Origin of the sequence: Vibrio sp. V31_P5A7T61 (assembly GCF_009904895.1) — a bacterium.
GTDB classification, from domain to species: Bacteria; Pseudomonadota; Gammaproteobacteria; order Enterobacterales; family Vibrionaceae; genus Vibrio; species Vibrio metschnikovii.
This window is the reverse complement of sequence record NZ_WXWI01000025.1, coordinates 1-21,095: the sequence shown is the minus strand read 5'-3', so window position 1 is coordinate 21,095 and position 21,095 is coordinate 1. Positions and strand designations below refer to the sequence as shown.

Below are 21,095 nucleotides of genomic sequence, written 5' to 3'. Positions count from 1 at the left end.
ATGCCAACTTCAACTCAATCAATGAGCGATACGAATAAGCTACGTGAGAAAACACAACTGCGTATTGCAAAATCACTCAAAAAACGCCATGCCAGTGAACGTCGTTTTAAAGCGTTTGGTATGGGAGCTGTTGGCTTAGCCCTCAGTTTTGTATTGATCCTGTTTGTTTCCGTTTTTTCCAAAGGCATTCCTGCTTTTTGGCAGGCGACGGTAAGTTTGAACGTTTATTTCGATCCTGAGGTAATCAATATTGAGCCGAAACCCGTTCAGCTCAGTGGCGAATCCGCAGGTGAATTTCAACAACGAATGCTCGCTTGGCAAGGTCAAGTAGGCATGGTCAATTTCAACCGCATTATCGTTAATAGTTTAGCCAAAGAAATACCGGAAGCGCCCCGCTATCAACGTGATGCATTACGCTTAATCACCAGTGGTGAACGTTTCGCACTGCGCGACATGTTAGTCAATGACCCGTCATTGGTCGGTAAAACACTACGCTTAGATTTATTGGCCGATGCGAATGTCGATGTGTGGTTAAAAGGCAATATTGATCGCGATTTACCCGACTCGCGCCAGCAATTAAGTGCTCGCACGCGTGCTTGGGCTGATGAACTGGCAGACCGTGGCGTGATTCAAAATAAATTTAGCACCGCTTTATTTATGAATGTCGACTCACGCAGCTCGTTAGCGTCGGCTGGCTTAGCGGGGGCATTTATGGGATCGGTATTTATGATGCTGATCGTCATGGTGCTCGCGGTACCGATTGGGGTAGCTTCCGCGATTTATTTGGAAGAGTTTGCGCCGAAAAACAAACTGACGGATTTTATTGAAGTGAACATTAATAACCTCGCCGCCGTTCCTTCAATTGTGTTTGGTCTACTCGGTGCCTCGGTGTTTATTTTATGGTTTAAACTGCCATTATCGGCACCGTTTGTCGGCGGTTTAGTGTTAACTCTGATGACACTGCCAACGGTGATTATTGCGACTCGTTCAACCTTAAAAGCGATTCCACCATCGATCCGTCAAGCAGCGCTAGGTATTGGCGCATCAAAAACTCAAGCGGTATTTCACCACGTACTGCCGCTGGCTCTTCCAGGCATTTTGACCGGGGCGATTTTAGGTATCGCACAAGCATTGGGCGAGACCGCACCGCTGTTATTAATCGGTATGAACTCGTTTGTTGCCAGTATTCCAAGTACGCCGATGGATCAGTCAACCGCTCTGCCAGTGCAAATTTTCTTATGGCAAGGTAATGAACTCCGTAACTTCTTTGAAGCAAGAACCTCTGCTGCAATCATCGTATTGCTAGCATTAATGATTAGTCTGAATGCGTTGGCCATCTGGTTACGTCGACGCTTTGAAACACGGTGGTAATCCAACATGATAAGTGAAGCAGTAATGAATAAACAGCCGATGATTAACCCTGATATTGTGCGTAAAGCATCGTCATCCACTGCGGTAAAAAATTCCAAAATGGCCGCCCGTGATGTCAAAGTGTTCTATGGTGAATCACAAGCCTTGCATGGCATCAACATGGATATTGTAGAAAATGAAGTCGTCGCGTTTATCGGCCCTTCCGGTTGTGGTAAATCGACCTTTCTACGTTGTTTAAATCGCATGAATGACACCATTGATAGCGCACGCGTTGAAGGCTCCGTCACCTTGGATGGGCAAGATATCTATCACCCGAGCCTTGATGTCGTACAGCTCCGTGCGCAAGTGGGTATGGTCTTTCAAAAACCGAATCCATTCCCAAAATCCATCTACGAAAATATTGCTTATGGGCCCCGTTTGCACGGTTTAGTCGATAATAAAGCCGACTTAGAAGAAATTGTTGAAAACAGTTTACGCCGTGCAGGACTGTGGAATGAAGTCAAAGATCGCCTTTCTGCTCCCGGAACTGGGCTGTCTGGTGGTCAACAACAACGCCTTTGTATTGCACGCGCGATTGCCGTCAATCCTGAAGTCATCTTAATGGATGAACCGTGTTCGGCACTCGACCCTATTGCGACCTCAATCATTGAAGATTTGATTGATGAACTGAAAGGCAGCTACACCATCGCGATGGTCACGCACAATATGCAACAAGCAGCGCGTGTCTCCGATAAAACCGCATTTTTCCATATGGGCAATCTTGTCGAGCTCAATGATACACGAGAAATATTCACCAACCCGCGTGATAGCCGCACGGAAGATTACATCACGGGTCGCTTTGGTTAATTCACAATTTTTCAGGAGAGATTTATGCCAACTCATCGTATTGATGGGCACACCTCACACAGTTACAACAGCGAATTACGCTCGATTGTCGATTCTGTGGTTAACATGGGCGACTTAGTGATAGAGCAGGTTCGCCACGCACTCAATGCCTTTATGACTGGTGATACTCGACTCGCTAAGCAGGTAATAGAAAATGATCATCAGATCAACCTACTCGAGCTAAGTATCGACCAAAAATGTGTGGATATTCTCGTTAAACGCCAGCCTGCAGCACGCGATTTACGAGCAATCTTTTCCATCATGAAGGCAATCATGGATTTAGAGCGGATTGGTGATCAATCAAAACGCATTGCCAGCGCGGTACTGCGTTTAAAAGAACAGCATCCAGGAAAGAAAAATTACTTTGAGGGTATTGAACTGCAAGAAGATGAGTTCGAACAAATCAACGCTCACGTGATTAATATGCTACAAAAATCCATGGATGCGTTTCATGATATGAATGCGGAAGCGGCCTTAGAAGCCGCAATGTTGGATAAGCATATTGATAACAGTTATAGCGAAATTTTACGTCAAAACAACCAAAATATGCTGCTTAACTGTTCTCACTTCCAAACCATCTTAGAGATCACTTGGATAGGCCGTGCCGTGGAGCGAATTGGCGATCATGCGCGCAACGTCTGTGAGTACACCATCTACTTTGTCAAAGGTTTAGATGTGCGCCATAAGACCGACCAAGAGATGGCTGAACTACTCGCCAAAAAGTATTAGTTCTCTCTGACTCGACGAACGCACTCAGTCTCTATCGAATCGAGGTTGAGAGCTCTGAGGAAAACAGCCATTTCTATAAGAGATGGCTGTTTTTTTATTGAAGGAATAATCCATAACGCTGCCCTATTCGGCAGCGACCAATCGATCGGGTGATTAATTAAACCAATGACGCGTGCGATTAGCAAACCAGACTAAACTTAGCATCACGGGTACTTCCACTAACACGCCAACTACCGTTGCCAACGCTGCACCAGAATGTAACCCAAACAGAGCAATTGCCACCGCCACCGCGAGTTCAAAAAAATTAGAAGTGCCGATCATGCACGCTGGTGCGGCAATATTATGTGGTAAATCGATTTTCTTAGCAGCGAAGTAAGCCAACGCAAAAATGCCATAGGTTTGAATCAACAGCGGAATGGCAATTAATACAATCGCCAAAGGCTTAGAGAGAATGGTCTCGGCTTGAAACCCAAATAGCAGCACTACGGTTGCTAACAAACCAATTATCGACCAAGGTTTCATTTTTGCGGTAAAAGCGTTTAAACGTGACAGATCATTATTTTTAGCTAGCTTTTTGCGCGTATACACTCCAGCGAGTAACGGGATCAGCACATACAAAACCACCGAGAGTAATAAGGTATCCCAAGGGACGGTGATATCGGTCATCCCCAGCAACAGCCCAGCGATAGGCGCAAAAGCGAAGATCATGATGACATTGTTTACCGACACCTGAACTAAGGTATAGTTTGCATCGCCTTTGGTTAATTGGCTCCAGACAAACACCATCGCCGTACAAGGGGCAACACCAAGTAAAATCATCCCAGCAATGTATTCATTGGCGGTTTGTGGATCGACCCAGTTAGCAAAAAACACCTTAAAGAACAGCCAACCTAAAAATGCCATGGTGAACGGTTTAATCAGCCAGTTGATCACTAAAGTCAGTATCAGACCTTTAGGCTTTTTACCGACATCTTTAATGGAAGAAAAATCAATTTGCACCATCATTGGGTAAATCATTAACCAAATCAGCACCGCGATAACAATATTCACCTGCGCATATTCAAAGCGAGCAAATATCGCAAAGACATCCGGCGCTATTGAGCCAAGTGTAATACCAGCAATGATCGCCAGCCCTACCCAAACGGATAAGTAGCGCTCAAATAATCCCATGATTTTTCTCCTAAAATTTTCGATTCATCATATTTCAATAGCTAAAAATAACGCATCATCAATGATTGGCTTAGCCATTATTAAGATGATGCGCGTGATTTTCATCGGTAGATTCACCTTATTAGCAACAAACGATTCGAATTATGAGTGGCGTAACTTAGCTCTGAAGAGAGCACCATCACATTTGATTTTTCAGATATATGGTAAATCATATGTCTTATTTTACGCTCGTCAAGCACAAGATGTTGAAGTCGTAATCAAGCTAGCAAAGTGAAGTTTTCGAGAAATATCGATGAATGGAAAACGTAAAAATGGCACCTTACTTGCCTCTTGATGGGGGTCAGGAGCGGGCGTAAATAAGGTGCCATGCGGTTATTCAGTTAGATTTACTGTTTATCTCTTGTTGCCATTGGCATAGTTGGATCAAAGCGAATAGCGCTTGCTTTTCTGAGCGAGATTGGCATACCGCTAAGCGTTGTAAGTAGTATTCTGTTAATGGCTGCGGGTGAACAACAGACCCCGTTTCAATAGGTTTGCTTGAGCGAGCAACGGCTGATGTGGTTGGCATTATGGTATCCTCTTCTGGCTTGGGATATCTTTAGTATGCTAGATTTAAGGAAAAGAAAAACTGACAGGATAATTTATTTTACATCCCTATTTAAAAATAAATCGAATGACTCATTGACACCATCAATACACAATAGACTGGAAAAGCTCATAAAAGCTTTAAATAGACCATAAGATGGCTCTTAATGGAAAACGATCTATCATTACCCCCTTAAATGGGGAGCAAAAATTTAAAAAGGAAACCTATTTTGTCTATCCTTAATTTATATCGTTATTACTTACGCTTCGATGGTTATGCGATAGAACAACCCATCAGTGCTACGTTAGAGGACATTGCCAATCGATTATGCAGTAGCCCGCGCTATGCACGTGTCTTGCTACAACAAATGCAGCAACAAGGCTGGCTCTCGTGGCAGCCTAAGGTTGGCCGAAATAAGCGTTCAACGCTGTGTTTATTGCAAGATCCTGAGCGGCTCAAAGAACATCTAGCCAGTGACTGTCTTTTACGTGGACAGTATGACAAGGCCTTGGATCTTTTGGAGCAAGATGAACAGGTTTTCGCTCGGCTATTACAGCAAACCTCCGGAGCTTCAATGCACGAAGGGCGATTGCATATCCAATTGACCTATCGCCGCCCCTTTCAGACTCTGCTGCCCCATCATCCACAACGTAACAGTGAACGCTTTTTAGTACGACAAACCTACGCTTGCTTGGTCCGTTGTGATGCTGACGGACAAGTACATCCGGAACTGGCTCACCATTGGCATTATGATGCTGAGAATTATCAGTGGCGCTTTTATTTACGCCCAGAGCTAACTTTTCATGACGGACAAATGATCGATGCGCAGAGCATTGTCGAGCTCTTTTCAGGCTTAAAATCCTTAGCGAATTATCAGCATGAACTTGCTCATTTAAAGCGCATTAGTGCCCCGCATCCGCGGGAAATACTGTTTGAATTCACCGTCCCTGATCAAAGCTTTGCAGGTCTGATTAGCGGTGTCAGTTATTCTATTCAACCGGTTAAACAGCTTCAGCAGTCCAACTCCAACGTGATCGGCAGTGGTGCATTCAAAGTTTATACTCATACTGATAAGCAATTAGTACTGCATGCTTTCAATCGATACTATGGCTGCCGTTCATTATGTGACCAGATTACTATCTGGCTATTCGACCAAGATGTAACAACTGCAACCGACGCCATTCCTCACGCTGGCCGAAGCTGCCAATATTACGTATCGGCAGAATCTCCGAAGATTGAAAACGAACAAATTAATCAATTCTCTCGCCAAGAAGAGGGGGCGATTTTTTTATTAAATAATCACCACGCTAACCTACCGCTCGACGACCAACAACGCCAATGGTTACTTAGCTTGCTTGAGCCAAACTGGTTATTGAGCGATATAGCGCACTCAAACCTCACTCCCGCTGATCATTTATTGCCTTGTTGGACCAAGTTATCTCGATTCCCCGCCACTCAGTGCCCATTACCGACGTCAATGACGATGGCCGTATACAACTACGTGACATTGATTGAGTGCGCTGAAGCAATAGCTAAGCGGCTGGCTGATCACGGTATTCAAGTCATCATCCACAGTTACGACTATCAAACCTTGCAACAAAAAGCAGCACAGGGAACTCTCAATGAAACCCTAATCTTAAGCAGTATTAACTTAGATGATAATCGTCATACCAGTGCCTATCAGTTTCTTTACAGTAACCCGCTGCTTCACCATGCGCTGGGTGATGTGGCTAGTAAATGGCTACGTCAATCGTTAGCAGATATACGCGCAAACGTCTGTATAGAGCAGTACCTTGTGGTATTAGAGCCTTTGGTGGCAACGTTAATTCATTACGGTTTTTTACAGCCGCTCTATCACGAACAACAAGTGCTACGTTTCCACGATTTAATTAAAAATGTTGCTTTAACCACCTGGGGATGGCCTGAATTAAAGCAGGTCTGGACGGGTAATTAATTACTGCAAGAATGCCGAATAATGGTTTGATTTTCGTTTGCTATTAGTGACTGATTATTTTCCAGCGACATGATTAATACCTCACGCATCCAATTCGGTAATTGTGGATTAATTTGGTAATAGACCCATTTACCCCGCCGCTCATCAATCACCAAACCGTTTTTACGTAGCTCGGCTAAATGACGAGAGACTTTGGGTTGACTGAGAGAGAGTGCGGTCATTAAATCACACACGCACAGTTCTCGATGCCGACTTATTAGTAATAATGATTTAAGCCGAGTCTCTTCAGCTAATGATTTATAGAAGGTTAACGTATCGCACATAACAAACACATATGAAAAATCAGATGCGTTTGAAGTTAAGGCTTTCGAAGCAAAAAGTCAAAGCTCAATGCTGTTTTTTTCGTTACTCATTGGCAAAAAGTAAAAAGCAAAACACCGTCTTAACGGTTTCCTTGGTTGACCTTCAGAACAGCAATGATTAAGATCACATTTCTAAATGGCCAATAGGAGATTCCGTGCATGTCACTTACGCCGCCCTAGAACAATAACCACCTCTCAATTCACACCTTTTATTTACCTATTTATAGAGAAAACAGATGTTACAGAATATTAAGCGCGATTGGTTATCCAACGTGCGAGGGGATGTTTTAGCTGGTTTAGTGGTTGCGCTAGCACTGATCCCAGAAGCAATTGCTTTTTCAATTATTGCTGGTGTTGACCCCAAAGTGGGTCTATATGCCTCTTTTAGTATGGCGGTGGTTATTGCCTTTACTGGCGGACGCCCGGGAATGATTTCTGCTGCAACGGGCGCTATGGCTCTATTAATGGTCACGCTGGTTAAAGAACACGGCCTAGAATATTTATTAGCGGCGACACTGCTCACTGGAGTATTACAAATTGCCGCCGGTTATCTAAAACTGGGGAATTTAATGCGCTTTGTATCGCGTTCAGTGGTCACCGGTTTTGTTAACGCCTTAGCAATTTTAATTTTTATGGCTCAGCTTCCAGAGCTAACCAATGTCACCTGGCATGTCTATGTGATGACTTTAGCTGGCTTAGGCATTATTTATCTTTTCCCTTATGTACCCGTCATTGGCAAAATGCTGCCTTCTCCGCTGGTATGTATTATCACCTTAACCATTATCGCTATTAGTTTTGGCATCGATATTCGTACCGTCGGTGACATGGGGGATTTACCCGATACACTGCCAATTTTCTTGTGGCCTGATGTACCGCTTAACCTAGAAACCTTACTGATCATCTTACCTTACTCTGCTGGCCTTGCTGTCGTCGGTTTGCTTGAATCGATGATGACCGCCACGATTGTTGATGATCTTACCGATACCGACAGCGATAAAAACCGCGAATGTAAAGGCCAAGGTGTGGCCAACATTGCCACTGGCTTTTTAGGTGGTATGGCTGGCTGTGCGATGATTGGTCAATCAATTATTAATGTTAAATCCGGTGGTCGAGGCCGTCTATCGACTTTTGTCGCGGGTATACTACTACTTATCATGGTGGTTTTTCTTAGTGATTGGTTAAGCTTGATCCCTATGGCAGCTCTAGTCGCCGTAATGATCATGGTCTCCATCGGCACCTTCTCTTGGAGCTCAATTAGAGATCTTAAATCGCATCCACTTTCTACCAATATTGTCATGATTTCGACTGTGATTGTGGTGGTCATGACCCACAATCTTGCGATTGGTGTTGGAGTTGGCGTGCTATTAGCTGCACTATTCTTTGCCAATAAAATTGGCCGCTTTATGGTTATCAAGAGCGACCTAGCAGAAAATGGCAGCCAGCGTACTTATCGTGTTGTTGGGCAAGTCTTTTTTGCCTCGTCAGATCAATTTATCAACTCATTCGACTTCAAAGAAGCATTGGATCATGTCACCATCGATCTCTCTGCAGCACATTTCTGGGATATTACTGCCGTCTCTTCCCTTGATAAAGTGGTGATTAAATTCCGCCGTGAAGGGGCTGAAGTAACATTAATCGGCATGAATGAAGCAACAGCCACCATTGTCGACAAGTTCGGTGTTCATAATAAACCCGAAGAAGTGGCAAAACTGATGGGCGGTCACTAAGGAGCAAAGCATGACAAATATTATTGCCTGTATCGATGGAGCGAGCTATTCACAGTCCGTGGCGGATCTGAGCGTTTGGACAGCGAAAACGTTGTCTGCGCCACTCACTCTACTGCATGTGCTCGATAAATCCGATCGAGAAATTGCCATTGAATTATCCGGAAACATTGGACTAGGCAGTCGTGAGCACTTACTACAAGAGCTGGTCGAGCTGGATGAAAAACGCGCCAAAGTAGCATTAAGACACGGAAAGGCCTTACTCAATGAGTTAGAAGCCAAAGCCCTTGAGTCTGGTTTTACTGATCTACAAAAACTGCAAAAACACGGTGACTTACTTGAAACTTTGTTGGACATGGAAAAAGATATCCGCGTCCTCGTGGTCGGCAAATCTGGTGAGGTGAACCAAAGCAATACTAAAGCCGTTGGTTCACAATTGGAAAGTGTGGTTCGCACCATTAAAAGTCATATTTTAGTCGCGACCGGGGACTTTGCAGCGCCGCAAAATTATTTGTTAGCGTTTGATGGCAGTGAAGTGAGCCAAAAGCTGGTTGAAAAAGCGATCAATACTCCGCTACTCAAAGGGCTGACTTGTCACTTAGTGATGGTCGAAGACTCAGATGAAAAAGCGACCGCGTTTGCTAACGCAGCGGAAAAGTTGCGTACTCATGGCGTCAATGTGGTGGAAGCCAGTTTAACCGGTGACGTGCACCGCGCGATTCTCGATTACCAACAGCATCATCAGTTGGGAATGATTGTGATGGGCGCTTATGGTCACTCAAAACTGCGTCAGTTTTTTGTAGGTAGCAACACCACAAAAATCATCATTGAATCCAACGTCCCGCTGCTTTTGATTCGTTAACTTTCAGTCGTACAACAAAAAGCCCTAACTCTCTGTTAGGGCTTTTTTTATCGAGAAGCAACGGTATTCTTTCGACTTTCGGTATATGCCGTTATTGGCTCTTTATTTGGCTTTTGCTTTTCTGGGTTCGCTCATTAATCCCTTAATCAGTGACACCGTCGCGACCAGTAAGACAATGGTAAACGGGAAACCGGTTGTGACCGCCATCGCCTGCGCTGCGGCTAACCCGCCACCTAGCATTAATGCAATAGCGACTAACCCTTCAAAGGTACACCAGAAGATACGCTGTGGCGTCGGCGCATTCACTTTGCCACCTGCCGCAATAGTATCAATCACTAATGATCCTGAATCTGAAGAAGTGATAAAGAAGACCACGACCAAAATGATGCCAATCACCGACGTAATACTCGCCAACGGCATGGCATCCAGCATCGCAAATAACTTAACGGGTAAATCAGCGCCCATCACTGCTTGATAACCATCATTAGCGTATTGGCTAATCGCTGTGCCACCAAAGGCTGTCATCCAAAATGCACAGACCGTCGATGGGATCAACAACACACAAACAATAAATTCGCGTACCGTACGACCACGCGATACTCGCGCAATAAACATACCGACAAATGGTGACCAAGAAATCCACCACGCCCAGTAAAACGCCGTCCAACCTTGCGAGTAATTTACATCTTCACGGCCAAATGGCATGGCTAATTCAGGTAGATAAGTCACATAGGCTAAAAGGTTATCGAAAAATCCCGTTAAAATCGCTAACGTCGGACCAACAACGACAATAAACAGCAGCAATAAGGCGGCTAGGCCCATATTGATTTCTGATAAACGTTTAACACCACTATCTAGCCCAGCAACCACCGAAATCAATGCTAACGCGGTGATCACAATGATCAATACCACTTGTGTAGTATCAGTTAAGGGGACATCGAATAAAAAGTTAAGTCCAGTCGCTGCTTGAGACGCTCCGTAGCCTAAGGAAGTGGCTAAACCGAACACGGTCGCTACCACCGCCAAAATATCGATCACATGCCCTGTCCAACCCCATACCCGCTCACCAAAGAGAGGATAAAAAATTGAACGCATTGTCAGTGGCAATCCCTTATTAAACGAGAAAATGGCTAACCCAAGCGCGAGCAATGCATAGATTGCCCATGGGTGCAGCGCCCAGTGGTAAATCGTTGCTGCCATGCCCAATCGACGAGCCGCTTCGGTATCTCCCATTGCGCCGCCCAGTGGCGCCCAATCGGTACGTAAGCCATCTTCTATGGCTGAACCTGATAAGGAACTACTAAAGTGTGACATGGGTTCTGACACACCAAAGAACACCAAACCAATCCCCATTCCTGCAGCAAATAGCATGGCTAGCCAACCAGCGTAAGAATAGTCGGGTACCGCGTCAGTGCCACCAATACGCACTCGGCCTAATGGCGATACCACCAAACCTAAACACACCAAGACAAAGATATTGGCCGATAGCATGAAAAACCAATCTAAATGCGAGGTCAGCCAACCACGCATATGTAAAAAGACAGGTTCTACTTGCTCGCGGAAAATCAAAGTCGTAAATACAAAAATAATGATTGCTAGCCCAGATACGGCGAACACTCGGTTATGAATGTCTAAGCCAAAAGGCCCAACCGATAACACCACATTATCTTGGCCAACGGTATAGTCCGTATCAATTGGGTTAACCTTACCACTTGGGCGCGGGATCCCACCGTTATCACTACTCACATTCCTCTCCTCTCACTACTGTGCCTTTTGATACTCCAAATCAAATAACAATACCGGCAACACTAGAGGTGATGAGAAGGGATTTCCCATCACCTCTGTTTATACCCTTTCGACTTGAAGCTGCAGCGGTGTTGGCTACCTGCAACTCCAAGTGGTTTGGGTATATATCGAAGAGGATGATCCGTTTATTTAGCCCATAGCGCGGCCAATGAACTTTCATTCGTACGATAAAGCCGGTAACTTGCCCAATAACTGACCATGCCAATCAAAAGATACGCCATGAGATTACCGATACCAACCTCATTGACTATATTGGACATGGTCGAAGCCGTGACTAATTTTAGCGGAAAATTAAAGATAGCGTTAAAGAAATCACTGATAAGGTAAGAATTAAACATCGCGATCGACAACCATTTTAAGGTAAAACCACCAATAAACATGACTAATAGTGGTGAATTAAACAGTTGTGACATAAGTAAAGTAAAACATGCTAATGGAATTAAACACAAACCGACTAGCCACATTAAACCAATGTAACTCAAACCATGCTGCAATGCGTACCACAAAGAACGCTGAGCAAATAAAAATCCAAATCTTTCATTGGTTGCCATATTGAGCACCCAGAGAAAAATATCTGCAAAAACAACCAATAAAGAGCAGATAACTGGGATTAATAGTAGTCCAAAAGCCAGTTTCACCATATGGACCATGGTATTTGTGACCGGCATACTGCGCCAAAACATCGCGCTACCTTCTTTTCGTTCTTTACGAAACGTTTTCGGAAAATATAAAGCGCTTAACATTAATGATACCAAGCCAATCATCATCGTAATGAATTGATTGAAGCTCTCGACGGCAGAACCATCAACATGAGCAAGCGTGTCAGAATATTCGACATCGAAAAATAGATTATTCCCAAGTGAAACATTCATTAATAAGCTAATGAATAATAATATTCCGCATGCTAATAAAAATAAAGGAATTCGGGTAACACTTTTATTTTCAATCAGCTCTTTTTCAAGCATATATAGACTTGCATGCATTATGCTTTCTCCTTTTGTAGAGCAATAAATAAATCCGCTAATTTGATATTATGTACTGTTCCGAAAGCTTGTACTGCTTCTCGATGTTCTGCGGCCAGCAACCACTTGGTGGTGCCTAATCCGACTTGTGCACGTAACGGATTCAGTTTTTCAATCTCGTCTGCGTAGCTAGAGTTCGCCTCTAATACACAATAATTCTCAGTTAGATTATCCATCGAATCTTGTAAAACGACGTTGCCTTGTTTTAAGATCAGCACATCGGTCAGCAAATGTTCAATTTCTGCCACTTCATGGCTAGCAATAATTAACGCTCGCTCACCATCATGAAACCACTCTAATAAATGACGATAAAAGGTTTCTCGATACATAAGATCAAGTCCTAATGTGGGCTCATCCAAAATCAGCACTTGGGTATCGGTTGCAATCACTAAGGCTAAATGGAGCTGGACTTTCATCCCTTTGGATAACGTGCGAATTTTACTCGATAGATTAATATTGGTTTCTGCTAACACTGAACGGGCCTTGGTTAACGAAAAGCTGGGATGAACGCCAGAGGTATAGCGTAACAATTGCTTCACCGTCATCCAGTCCGGCAGCACATTGACATCAGAAATATAGGCCAGTATTTCCATGACCTGAGCATGATCAGCAATCGGATGAAGACCGTTAATCGCGATGTCACCTTGGTAGTAGTGAGCCCCTAATAAAGCGTTAATTAGGGTCGATTTACCCGCACCATTATGGCCCAACACGCCTAATACTTGCCCAGCATGAAGAGTAAAACTCACTTCATGCAGCGCCTCTGCTTGTTTAGCGTACTGTTTAGAAACCTGCTTTGCTTCAACTAATGGATTCATTGTTCACCTTCAATATGCCGTTTTAATTGGCTAATAAAATCATCTAAGGGCATCTCTAGCACACGAAGTGTGTGGGCTATTTCTGGGATTTGCTGCTGCAAAAAATGCTGTTTCTGGCTGTTTTTTAACTGCTGAAGTGCACCTTTTATGACATACATTCCCTGACCCCTGCGCTTTTCAACCAGTCCTTCGTCAACCAGTAATTGATAACCTTTCATTACCGTTAAGTGATTAATTTTCAGTTCAGCCGCCACGGTTCTTACTGACGGTAAGGCATGATCTTCTTGCCAAACCCCTTGTAAGATCTGTTCAATGATCTTGTCGGCTAACTGACGAAAAATGGGCTGGTTATCTTGCCACTCTGTCATATTTTTATACCGATATGGTGTTATACACAGATACAACAGTAAACCTAATGGGCCGTATTGGCAAACTCTTTTTACTCAATTATAAAAATAAGGGCGGGTTTAAACTCAAATAGTAAGAAGAAACCATGAGACGACTGCTTACAATTGAGCTCGATTTGAGGTTACTGATGGACTTGCGTTAGTGGGGAGCATTAGTATACTTTGCTCTCTGCAAGTAGGAATCATTTACAATGAAATCAAATAAAAACAAGAGTTTAATCAGTAATCTGTTACTGAACATTATCATCCCTGTCGTTATTCTCAGTAAGATGAGTGGTGAAGATAATCTAGGACCGACCTGGGCGCTGATCGTTGCCCTCGCCTTCCCATTGATTTTTGGTATCGTGAGTTTTATTCAAGAAAGAAAAATCAACTTTTACTCCGCTCTTGGTTTAATCAGTGTTCTGTTGACTGGTGGTATCGGTTTACTGCAATTAGACCCCGCCTACATTGCGATTAAAGAAGCGGCCATTCCAGGGATCATTTTTATTGGTATATTGATTAGTAATGCCATCGGATATCCGGTTGTCAAAAAGATGCTGCTTAACGATGATATTGTCGATAATGAAAAACTCAATCAAGCGTTAGAAAAATCCAACAATCACGCTGAATTTGAGAGCAAAATTAATATCTGCTCATACATCATTGCTTTTTCGTTTCTGGTTTCTACGGTATTAAACTATGTACTCGCCAAATGGATAGTGACGAGCCCAGCAGGGACAGAAGCGTTTAATGAAGAGATCGGTAAGATGACCGCCCTCAGCTTTCCAGTCATTGCTTTACCCGTCACGATCATCATGATGGGAGCATTGATCTACTTATTTAAAAGTATTTCGACCATTACCGGTAATAAGATTGAAGATTTTCTGCGCTAAACCGCTTAAAGTGACAACATAAATAATAAAACCCACGACTTGCGTGGGTTTTATTATTTATAGGCCAAAACCTGACTTATTGTTGCTGGCGAGCCAAATGTTGAATTTTACCCACAATCGCTCTTAGTCCGTTACCTCGAGTCGGGCTAATATGACGCTCTAAATCTAACGTTTTGAAATAGCTATCGATATCAAACGCTAGGATCTCACTGGCAGTCTTATTGTGATAAGCCGCCAAGACAATCGCCAATAAACCGTTAACGATGATCGCATCGCTATAAGCAAAAAGCTGTAAACGACCCTGCTCAATTTGAGTATGCAGCCATACTTGACTCTGACACCCCGGTACTAGATCTTCATCTCGCCTTTGCTGCTCATCAAACGGCGTTAATGCCTTGCCTAAATCGATGATGTATTGGTAGCGTTGCTCCCAATCGTCAAAAAAAGCCAAATCTTCGATCATCTCTTGGTCACTTGGTAGGTTCATTTTTAAGCTCTATATCCTTACGAATTGATACGACATCGACTGGATTAAGGTGTCGTAACGGCTCTACACTAGTCGTGGAGCCAAGAATTAAAAAAACAGTCCGGTTTCGAGTTGGGCTTCTTCACTCATCATCTCACGTGACCATGGTGGATCAAACACTAAGTTGACCTGAACCTTATCGACATGAGGCACCATACTGACACGATGTTCAACATCACCGACTAAAACAGGTCCCATTCCACAGCCTGGTGCCGTTAACGTCATTTCAATCTGTACGCAGCGAGCAGCCTGATCAATCGACACTTGATAGATTAGACCTAGCGATAATAAATTAACCGGGATCTCTGGATCATAGACGGTCTCTAAAGCCTGATATATTTGCGCTTGATCGATATTTCCATCTTTGGGTGTATCAAATTCAAGTTTCAGAGGCTGTCGACCAATCGCATCGGCATCAGTACCATCAACACGATACATATTTCCGCGCCACGTGATGGTATAGTTACCGCCCAGATCCTGAGTAATGGTGACAAACTCACCTTGAGTAAGAAGCTGTTTATCGCCATTAGGCACTCGCCTAACCAGACAATCGCGTTCAAGGTTTACAATTCTCTGTTGCATTTAGTTAACCTTGATGCTCGAAAAGACAGTAACACTGACCACTAAGGTGTTAACTGACATTAAAACTTTCTCCACAGCCGCATTCAGCAACCACATTAGGATTATTAAACTTTACCACGCCATTTAAACCATCTTTAACGTAGTCAAGTTCAGTACCTTGCAGCATCGCAATCGCCTCAGCAGCAATACTGACCGTCAACTTATCGCTTGCGTTGATCACTCGATCTGACTCTAGCGCCTGCTCTTGGATATCGAGAACATAGGCATAGCCATTGCAACCACTGGTTTTCACAGAGATGCGTACAACATGGTCAGGCTGACTCGCTAATTTATTTTCAAAATGACGAATCGCACTGTCGGTTAATGTCAGTACTGGTTGATTCGACACTTCAGGGGTATAAGTTTCTACCTGCATATAATTTACCTTAAACTAACATTTGCTGAGCTTTTTTAAGTGCAATGAACAGCGCATCGATTTCTTCTATCGTGTTGTAAATAGAAAATGACGCTCTCGCCGTACCAGGAACGCCTAAACGACGCATCAATGGCTGCGCACAATGATCGCCGGTGCGAATTGCAATCCCTTGTTTATCTAGAATAAAACCGATATCGGCTGGGTGACAACCTTCCAGTAAAAAGCTCAACACGCCAATTTTGTCGTTAGCATTACCAATTAATTGGAAACCCTCTAGCTCACTCGCGTGTTGCAACGCTCGCTCCATCAAGGCCCGTTCGTGTGCTTGCACGGCTGCGAGGTCAAACTGGCTAAACCAAGTAATGGCAGCGGCCAAACCAATCACACCAGCGATATTGGGTGTACCCGCTTCTAATCGGTTAGGAAGGCTTCCCCACGTAGCGTCTTGATAAGTCACCTTAGCAATCATCTCACCGCCCGTTTGCAACACCGGCCAATCTTGCAATACCTCAGCTTTGCCCCAAAGTACGCCCACTCCTGTTGGACCAAAAACCTTATGACCAGAGAAGGCGTAAAAATCGCAGCCAATATCAGCCACATTGACACCACCATGAGCAATGCCTTGCGCGCCATCAATTAAGACCAGTGCACCCACCTCTTTGGCTTGTGCCGTTAAGGCATGGATAGGGTTAACCGTACCAAGCGCATTAGAAATGTGTGGCATCGCCACCAATTTGGTCGATGAATTCAGCAGCGATGCAAATTGCTCGACATTCAACTCACCATTATCTTGAATAGGAGCGATGACCAACTCGGCACCACTCTTCAGGCACGCCTGTTGCCAAGTCACCAAATTCGCGTGATGCTCCATTTCGGTGACCAATACTTGATCGCCAGGCTGCAAACGCTGCGCGATACCATGCGCAACAATGTTGATCGACTCGGTAGTCCCGCTAGTCCAAATCACTTCACTGCGATCAAAAGCGTGGATATAGTTAGCGACCACATCACGGCCATGTTCATAACGTTGTGTTGCTTGATCCGCTAAACGGTGAACGCCACGATGAACATTAGCATTACACTGAGTATAAAAATCAGTAATCGCTTCAATAACCGCCATCGGCTTTTGCGTCGTCGCGGCATTGTCTAGGTAAACCAGAGGCTTACCTTCAACATTTTGATTAAGAATAGGAAATTGCGCTCTAACCGCAGCAACGTCGAACGCAGAGGTTTCGACCATTATCTTACCTCCATCTCTTTAAAACGAGCACTCAATATAGGCGCTAACCACTCAGCCAAAACTTGATTTGGCATTTGGTTAATCAATTCTTGAATAAAGCCAACATTGAGCATGACTAATGCCTGTGAACGGCCAATGCCACGCGACATCAAATAATACAGCGCTTCTTCTTCAATTTCAGCCACCGTCGCACCGTGGGCACATTTCACATCATCGGCGTAAATTTCTAACTCTGGCTTGGTATTGATCTGGCCACGGCGTGACAAAAGTAAGTTACGATTATTCAGCTCAGCAAGGGTCTTTTGCGCATCACGATGAATGTGAATACGGCCATTAAATACCGCTGTCGCTTTGTCACCGACAATACCACGTACATTCTCTTCACTAGTACCATTAGGTTTTGCGTGTTCAATAGTACTGTGCAAATCAAAATGCTCCGATTCACCCAATAGATAAACGGCGTTCATTTTTGCTTCTGCATGCTCACCACTATGAATAATATCAACATCAAGGCGTGACAATTGGCTACCAAAGCCAATCACCGTACTGTTTAGTTGAGCATAATCATTAAGCGAGAAATGCGTGCCACCAAAATACAAAGCTTGCGGGCTATTGATCAGAAATTGATAATGCTCTAGCTCAGCATGTACATCAAGCAAACACTCCGTGAAACCGGTGCGTAAATTATCACCGCTGCCTTGAGCATGCTCAATCAAGGTTAATTTGCCATGGTGACCAAGATTAACTTGCACACGATAATGGGCTTCATAGCCATGATGATTGTGATGAACGATTCGGAGCGGAGTCGTGCAATGGCACTCAGGATCAACATCGATAAACAATACATTATCAGCCAATACATCGTTGACCATACCGAATAAATGGCGCGATGGTTTAACCTGAGAAAAACGGCTCACCGCAGCTGCTTGTTGGTCAGCGGGTAGGCTTTGAGCACTATAGATACTGACACCCTGTGGTAAATTTAGCGCGCTTAAATCGGTCTGCAATTGACCATCAACAAACACTAAATCGATGGTTTCAAGCCCAGCGATTGGTGCTAAGTTGAACGGCGCATTGTCTGATTCCGGCGACAGTTCTAGCTGCTCTAAACAAGAGAGTGAGGTATAACGCCAAGCTTCAGTACGTCGGGTCGGCCAGCGGGTTTGACGCAGAGCATTAAGCGCTTGTTGACGAACCGGGCTCAGCCAATCATTGGTTTTCGAGCCACGGTCTATCACTTGCTGAAGCCATTGACTCATTACTCAGCCCCCTCGCTATCTTCTAAGCCAAGAAATGCGTAACCCTGTTGCTCAATTTCTCTGGCTAATGAAGCATCACCGCTTTTGACAATTTGGCCGTTAGCCAAAATGTGGACAAAATCGGGTTCAATGTAATCAAGCAAGCGCTGATAGTGAGTAATGACCACAAAGCTACGATCTTTACTGCGCTGGCTATTCACGCCGTTAGCAACCACTTGCAAAGCATCAACATCCAATCCTGAATCCGATTCATCTAAAATACATAGGCTTGGCTCTAATAAAATCATTTGCATGATTTCGTTACGTTTTTTCTCACCACCGGAGAAGCCTTCATTAACGCCTCGTTTCAGAAAATCGAGCGGCAGTTGAACTTGCTTACTGGCTTCTTTGGCTTTTTTCAAAAACTCAGCAGCCGTCAATGGCTCTTGTCCACGATGAGCACGCATGGCATTCACTGACTCTTTCATAAATTCCATATTGCTGACACCAGGAATTTCTACTGGGTACTGAAAGGCCAGGAATAAGCCGTGTCGAGCACGTTCTTCAACGTCCATATCCAGTAAGCTTTGACCATGTAACATCGCTTCGCCGTCGGTCACTTCATAGCCGTCGCGCCCAGAAAGCACATAGCCTAAGGTACTTTTACCCGCACCGTTAGGTCCCATAATCGCGTGAACTTCGCCCGGCTTAATGTCGAGATTTAGCCCTTTTATAATGTCTTTTTGCTCCACACGAGCGTGTAAGTTTTTAATATTTAACATGTAATAATTATCCTACTGAGCCTTCCAGACTAATTTCAAGCAGCTTACCGGCTTCCACGGCAAACTCCATTGGCAACTCTTTAAACACTTCTTTACAAAAGCCATTGACGATCATCGATACCGCTTTCTCGGTATCTAATCCTCGTTGTTGGCATAAAAACAGCTGTTCATCGCTCACTTTAGAAGTGGTCGCTTCATGTTCTACTTTGGCACTTGGGTTACGACTTTCAATGTATGGGAAAGTGTGCGCGCCGCAGCGGTCGCCAATTAACAACGAATCACATTCGGTAAAGTTACGAGCGCCATCAGCTTTCGGCCCCATATGTACCAAGCCACGATAAGTGTTATTACTTTCTCCAGCACTAATCCCTTTCGAGATAATCGTTGAGCGAGTATTTTTACCCAAATGAATCATTTTGGTACCGGTATCCGCTTGTTGGCGGTTACGGGTTAAGGCAACAGAGTAGAATTCACCGACACTGTTGTCGCCTTTTAAAATACAACTTGGATATTTCCAAGTGACTGACGACCCGGTTTCAACTTGTGTCCACGAGATTTTTGCATTGGTATGACAAATGCCACGCTTAGTTACAAAGTTATAGATACCACCTTTACCATCTTCATCACCGGGATACCAGTTTTGAACGGTCGAGTACTTAATTTGCGCATCGTCCATCGCCACCAATTCAACCACAGCAGCATGAAGTTGGTTTTCGTCGCGCTGAGGCGCGGTACAACCTTCAAGATAACTGACGTAACTGCCTTCATCGGCAATGATTAAGGTACGCTCAAATTGGCCAGTATTTTGTTCATTAATTCGGAAATAGGTTGATAGTTCCATCGGGCAACGTACCCCTTTCGGGATATACACAAACGAACCATCAGTAAATACAGCACTATTTAACGCGGCAAAGTAGTTATCAGAACGTGGCACCACAGAGCCAAGGTATTTTTTCACTAGTTCAGGGTATTCTTGCACCGCTTCCGAAATCGGACAGAAAATCACGCCGGCTTCTTTTAGTTTTTCACGAAAGGTGGTGACTACGGACACGGAATCGAACACGACGTCAACAGCAACCCCAGCGAGCATTTCCTGTTCATAGAGAGGAATCCCTAACTTCTCATACACTCGTAATAGCTCTGGATCAACCTCATCAAGTGATTTAGGTTTATCTTTCATACTCTTAGGAGCTGAATAGTAGGATATGGCTTGATAATCCATCTTCGGATAGTGAACATGAGCCCATTCAGGCTCTTCCATCGCCAGCCAATTGTGGTAAGCTTTCAGACGCCATTCTAACATCCATTCTGGTTCGTTTTTCATGGCTGAAATACGACGAATCACACTTTCATCTAAGCCTGTAGCAAAGGTTTCAGACTCAATATCAGAGACGAAGCCTGCCTCATATTTACGGGATAATGCTTCATGAATTTGTTCAGTCATAACTTCGGTTCTCGCTGATGTCTTTATGCGCTGCTTTGTCATAGGCCTATAGTGTACCCATAATGGCGACCGCAGACGATAATCTTATGACGCAAAGATACAATACCCGAGTAAAATACTCAAGTATTAATCCTCACGGCTTTAGGCTGGTTATTTTTTATCTATTTGTTTTATATGAATTTTATTCTAATTCATCACAAAAGTAAAAAATCCTCGTTTTGAACTTCAGTGTGATAAAAATTTCAAACTAATTGATTTATCAAACATTTTTTATTCTTTTGTCACGAGTATGAGTCC

21 protein-coding genes are annotated in these 21,095 nt (G+C 44.0%); 7 read left to right on the top strand and 14 right to left on the bottom strand.

Annotated features, from left to right (window positions below):
* From pstA to phoU, 3 genes are read left to right on the top strand one after another with little or no spacing between them, the layout of a single operon-like run.
* Window positions 1-1,371 (top strand): phosphate ABC transporter permease PstA, encoded by a 1,371-nt coding sequence (gene pstA, locus CAG58_RS05045; RefSeq protein ID WP_154167832.1) that lies wholly within the window; start codon window positions 1-3, stop codon window positions 1,369-1,371.
* Window positions 1,372-1,410: 39 nt separating this feature from the next.
* Window positions 1,411-2,217 carry a phosphate ABC transporter ATP-binding protein PstB gene (gene pstB / locus CAG58_RS05040; protein WP_249374266.1) on the top strand — a complete coding sequence of 269 codons (807 nt, stop codon included), beginning with the start codon at window positions 1,411-1,413 and terminating at the stop codon, window positions 2,215-2,217.
* A gap of 24 nt (window positions 2,218-2,241) precedes the next feature.
* The gene (phoU, locus tag CAG58_RS05035; protein WP_158143754.1) at window positions 2,242-2,985 is read left to right on the top strand and encodes a phosphate signaling complex protein PhoU; all 744 of its coding nucleotides are present in this window, start codon (window positions 2,242-2,244) and stop codon (window positions 2,983-2,985) included.
* Window positions 2,986-3,138: 153 nt separating this feature from the next.
* Here the strand turns inward: phoU and arsB are convergent, their stop codons facing one another.
* On the bottom strand, window positions 3,139-4,155 hold the full coding sequence (arsB, locus tag CAG58_RS05030; protein ID WP_161429854.1) for an ACR3 family arsenite efflux transporter: 1,017 nt from the start codon (window positions 4,153-4,155) through the stop codon (window positions 3,139-3,141).
* 376 nt (window positions 4,156-4,531) lie between these two features.
* Window positions 4,532-4,723: a hypothetical protein gene (locus CAG58_RS05025; protein WP_004395017.1), complete on the bottom strand. Its 192-nt coding sequence runs from the start codon at window positions 4,721-4,723 to the stop codon at window positions 4,532-4,534.
* A 247-nt stretch (window positions 4,724-4,970) separates the two neighbouring features.
* Here CAG58_RS05025 and CAG58_RS05020 point away from each other — a divergent pair, with 247 nt between their 5' ends.
* Window positions 4,971-6,695: an SgrR family transcriptional regulator gene (locus tag CAG58_RS05020; RefSeq protein ID WP_161426487.1), complete on the top strand. Its 1,725-nt coding sequence runs from the start codon at window positions 4,971-4,973 to the stop codon at window positions 6,693-6,695.
* Here CAG58_RS05020 and CAG58_RS05015 read toward each other — a convergent pair.
* Window positions 6,692-7,018: a metalloregulator ArsR/SmtB family transcription factor gene (locus tag CAG58_RS05015; RefSeq protein WP_161426488.1), complete on the bottom strand. Its 327-nt coding sequence runs from the start codon at window positions 7,016-7,018 to the stop codon at window positions 6,692-6,694. The genes CAG58_RS05020 and CAG58_RS05015 overlap by 4 nt on opposite strands.
* A 275-nt stretch (window positions 7,019-7,293) precedes the next feature.
* On the opposite strand from CAG58_RS05015, the gene CAG58_RS05010 reads away from it, so the two are divergent.
* Together CAG58_RS05010 and CAG58_RS05005 are read left to right on the top strand one after the other, a co-directional pair.
* Window positions 7,294-8,784: a SulP family inorganic anion transporter gene (locus tag CAG58_RS05010; protein ID WP_161425845.1), complete on the top strand. Its 1,491-nt coding sequence runs from the start codon at window positions 7,294-7,296 to the stop codon at window positions 8,782-8,784.
* 10 nt (window positions 8,785-8,794) lie between these two features.
* Entirely contained in the window at window positions 8,795-9,643 is an 849-nt protein-coding gene (locus tag CAG58_RS05005; RefSeq protein WP_040904223.1) for a universal stress protein, read from the top strand.
* A 102-nt stretch (window positions 9,644-9,745) separates the two neighbouring features.
* On the opposite strand, the gene CAG58_RS05000 is transcribed toward CAG58_RS05005, so the two are convergent.
* The 4 genes from CAG58_RS05000 to CAG58_RS04985 form a co-directional block, all read right to left on the bottom strand.
* Entirely contained in the window at window positions 9,746-11,389 is a 1,644-nt protein-coding gene (locus tag CAG58_RS05000) for a BCCT family transporter (protein ID WP_161425844.1), read from the bottom strand.
* Window positions 11,390-11,574: 185 nt separating this feature from the next.
* Entirely contained in the window at window positions 11,575-12,432 is an 858-nt protein-coding gene (locus CAG58_RS04995; protein WP_161429855.1) for a hypothetical protein, read from the bottom strand.
* Window positions 12,432-13,289 carry an ABC transporter ATP-binding protein gene (locus CAG58_RS04990; RefSeq protein ID WP_161429856.1) on the bottom strand — a complete coding sequence of 286 codons (858 nt, stop codon included), beginning with the start codon at window positions 13,287-13,289 and terminating at the stop codon, window positions 12,432-12,434. Before CAG58_RS04990 ends, CAG58_RS04995 begins: the two co-directional genes overlap by 1 nt.
* Window positions 13,286-13,657, bottom strand: coding sequence for a GntR family transcriptional regulator (locus CAG58_RS04985; protein WP_161426446.1), 372 nt, complete (start codon window positions 13,655-13,657; stop codon window positions 13,286-13,288). Before CAG58_RS04985 ends, CAG58_RS04990 begins: the two co-directional genes overlap by 4 nt.
* Before the next feature lie 230 nt (window positions 13,658-13,887).
* Here CAG58_RS04985 and CAG58_RS04980 point away from each other — a divergent pair, with 230 nt between their 5' ends.
* The gene (locus CAG58_RS04980; RefSeq protein ID WP_154167801.1) at window positions 13,888-14,571 is read left to right on the top strand and encodes a VC0807 family protein; all 684 of its coding nucleotides are present in this window, start codon (window positions 13,888-13,890) and stop codon (window positions 14,569-14,571) included.
* Between the two features lie 76 nt (window positions 14,572-14,647).
* Here CAG58_RS04980 and CAG58_RS04975 read toward each other — a convergent pair whose 3' ends face one another.
* From CAG58_RS04975 to sufB, 7 genes are all read right to left on the bottom strand, one after another.
* The gene (locus CAG58_RS04975) at window positions 14,648-15,058 is read right to left on the bottom strand and encodes a SufE family protein (protein ID WP_161426445.1); all 411 of its coding nucleotides are present in this window, start codon (window positions 15,056-15,058) and stop codon (window positions 14,648-14,650) included.
* A gap of 87 nt (window positions 15,059-15,145) precedes the next feature.
* Window positions 15,146-15,679, bottom strand: a complete 534-nt coding sequence (sufT, locus tag CAG58_RS04970) for a putative Fe-S cluster assembly protein SufT (protein WP_158143743.1) — start codon at window positions 15,677-15,679, stop codon at window positions 15,146-15,148.
* A 49-nt stretch (window positions 15,680-15,728) separates the two neighbouring features.
* Window positions 15,729-16,094 carry a HesB/IscA family protein gene (locus CAG58_RS04965; RefSeq protein WP_004395005.1) on the bottom strand — a complete coding sequence of 122 codons (366 nt, stop codon included), beginning with the start codon at window positions 16,092-16,094 and terminating at the stop codon, window positions 15,729-15,731.
* 10 nt (window positions 16,095-16,104) lie between these two features.
* Entirely contained in the window at window positions 16,105-17,334 is a 1,230-nt protein-coding gene (locus CAG58_RS04960) for an aminotransferase class V-fold PLP-dependent enzyme (protein ID WP_161426444.1), read from the bottom strand.
* Entirely contained in the window at window positions 17,334-18,593 is a 1,260-nt protein-coding gene (gene sufD, locus CAG58_RS04955; RefSeq protein ID WP_161426443.1) for a Fe-S cluster assembly protein SufD, read from the bottom strand. Before sufD ends, CAG58_RS04960 begins: the two co-directional genes overlap by 1 nt.
* Window positions 18,593-19,354, bottom strand: a complete 762-nt coding sequence (gene sufC / locus CAG58_RS04950; protein ID WP_154167785.1) for a Fe-S cluster assembly ATPase SufC — start codon at window positions 19,352-19,354, stop codon at window positions 18,593-18,595. Before sufC ends, sufD begins: the two co-directional genes overlap by 1 nt.
* A 7-nt stretch (window positions 19,355-19,361) precedes the next feature.
* Window positions 19,362-20,798, bottom strand: a complete 1,437-nt coding sequence (gene sufB / locus CAG58_RS04945; protein WP_004395001.1) for a Fe-S cluster assembly protein SufB — start codon at window positions 20,796-20,798, stop codon at window positions 19,362-19,364.
* Window positions 20,799-21,095: the final 297 nt, after the last annotated feature.

What these genes read in the sequence shown, in the direction of transcription:
- pstA (WP_154167832.1), top strand. Translation starts at nt 1, where the DNA reads ATGCCAACTTCAACTCAATCAATGAGCGATACGAATAAGCTACGTGAG.
- pstB (WP_249374266.1), top strand. Translation starts at nt 1,411, where the DNA reads ATGATTAACCCTGATATTGTGCGTAAAGCATCGTCATCCACTGCGGTA.
- phoU (WP_158143754.1), top strand. Translation starts at nt 2,242, where the DNA reads ATGCCAACTCATCGTATTGATGGGCACACCTCACACAGTTACAACAGC.
- arsB (WP_161429854.1), bottom strand. Translation starts at nt 4,155, where the DNA reads ATGGGATTATTTGAGCGCTACTTATCCGTTTGGGTAGGGCTGGCGATC.
- CAG58_RS05025 (WP_004395017.1), bottom strand. Translation starts at nt 4,723, where the DNA reads ATGCCAACCACATCAGCCGTTGCTCGCTCAAGCAAACCTATTGAAACG.
- CAG58_RS05015 (WP_161426488.1), bottom strand. Translation starts at nt 7,018, where the DNA reads ATGTGCGATACGTTAACCTTCTATAAATCATTAGCTGAAGAGACTCGG.
- CAG58_RS05010 (WP_161425845.1), top strand. Translation starts at nt 7,294, where the DNA reads ATGTTACAGAATATTAAGCGCGATTGGTTATCCAACGTGCGAGGGGAT.
- CAG58_RS05005 (WP_040904223.1), top strand. Translation starts at nt 8,795, where the DNA reads ATGACAAATATTATTGCCTGTATCGATGGAGCGAGCTATTCACAGTCC.
- CAG58_RS04995 (WP_161429855.1), bottom strand. Translation starts at nt 12,432, where the DNA reads ATGCATGCAAGTCTATATATGCTTGAAAAAGAGCTGATTGAAAATAAA.
- CAG58_RS04990 (WP_161429856.1), bottom strand. Translation starts at nt 13,289, where the DNA reads ATGAATCCATTAGTTGAAGCAAAGCAGGTTTCTAAACAGTACGCTAAA.
- CAG58_RS04985 (WP_161426446.1), bottom strand. Translation starts at nt 13,657, where the DNA reads ATGACAGAGTGGCAAGATAACCAGCCCATTTTTCGTCAGTTAGCCGAC.
- CAG58_RS04980 (WP_154167801.1), top strand. Translation starts at nt 13,888, where the DNA reads ATGAAATCAAATAAAAACAAGAGTTTAATCAGTAATCTGTTACTGAAC.
- CAG58_RS04975 (WP_161426445.1), bottom strand. Translation starts at nt 15,058, where the DNA reads ATGAACCTACCAAGTGACCAAGAGATGATCGAAGATTTGGCTTTTTTT.
- sufT (WP_158143743.1), bottom strand. Translation starts at nt 15,679, where the DNA reads ATGCAACAGAGAATTGTAAACCTTGAACGCGATTGTCTGGTTAGGCGA.
- CAG58_RS04965 (WP_004395005.1), bottom strand. Translation starts at nt 16,094, where the DNA reads ATGCAGGTAGAAACTTATACCCCTGAAGTGTCGAATCAACCAGTACTG.
- CAG58_RS04960 (WP_161426444.1), bottom strand. Translation starts at nt 17,334, where the DNA reads ATGGTCGAAACCTCTGCGTTCGACGTTGCTGCGGTTAGAGCGCAATTT.
- sufD (WP_161426443.1), bottom strand. Translation starts at nt 18,593, where the DNA reads ATGAGTCAATGGCTTCAGCAAGTGATAGACCGTGGCTCGAAAACCAAT.
- sufC (WP_154167785.1), bottom strand. Translation starts at nt 19,354, where the DNA reads ATGTTAAATATTAAAAACTTACACGCTCGTGTGGAGCAAAAAGACATT.
- sufB (WP_004395001.1), bottom strand. Translation starts at nt 20,798, where the DNA reads ATGACTGAACAAATTCATGAAGCATTATCCCGTAAATATGAGGCAGGC.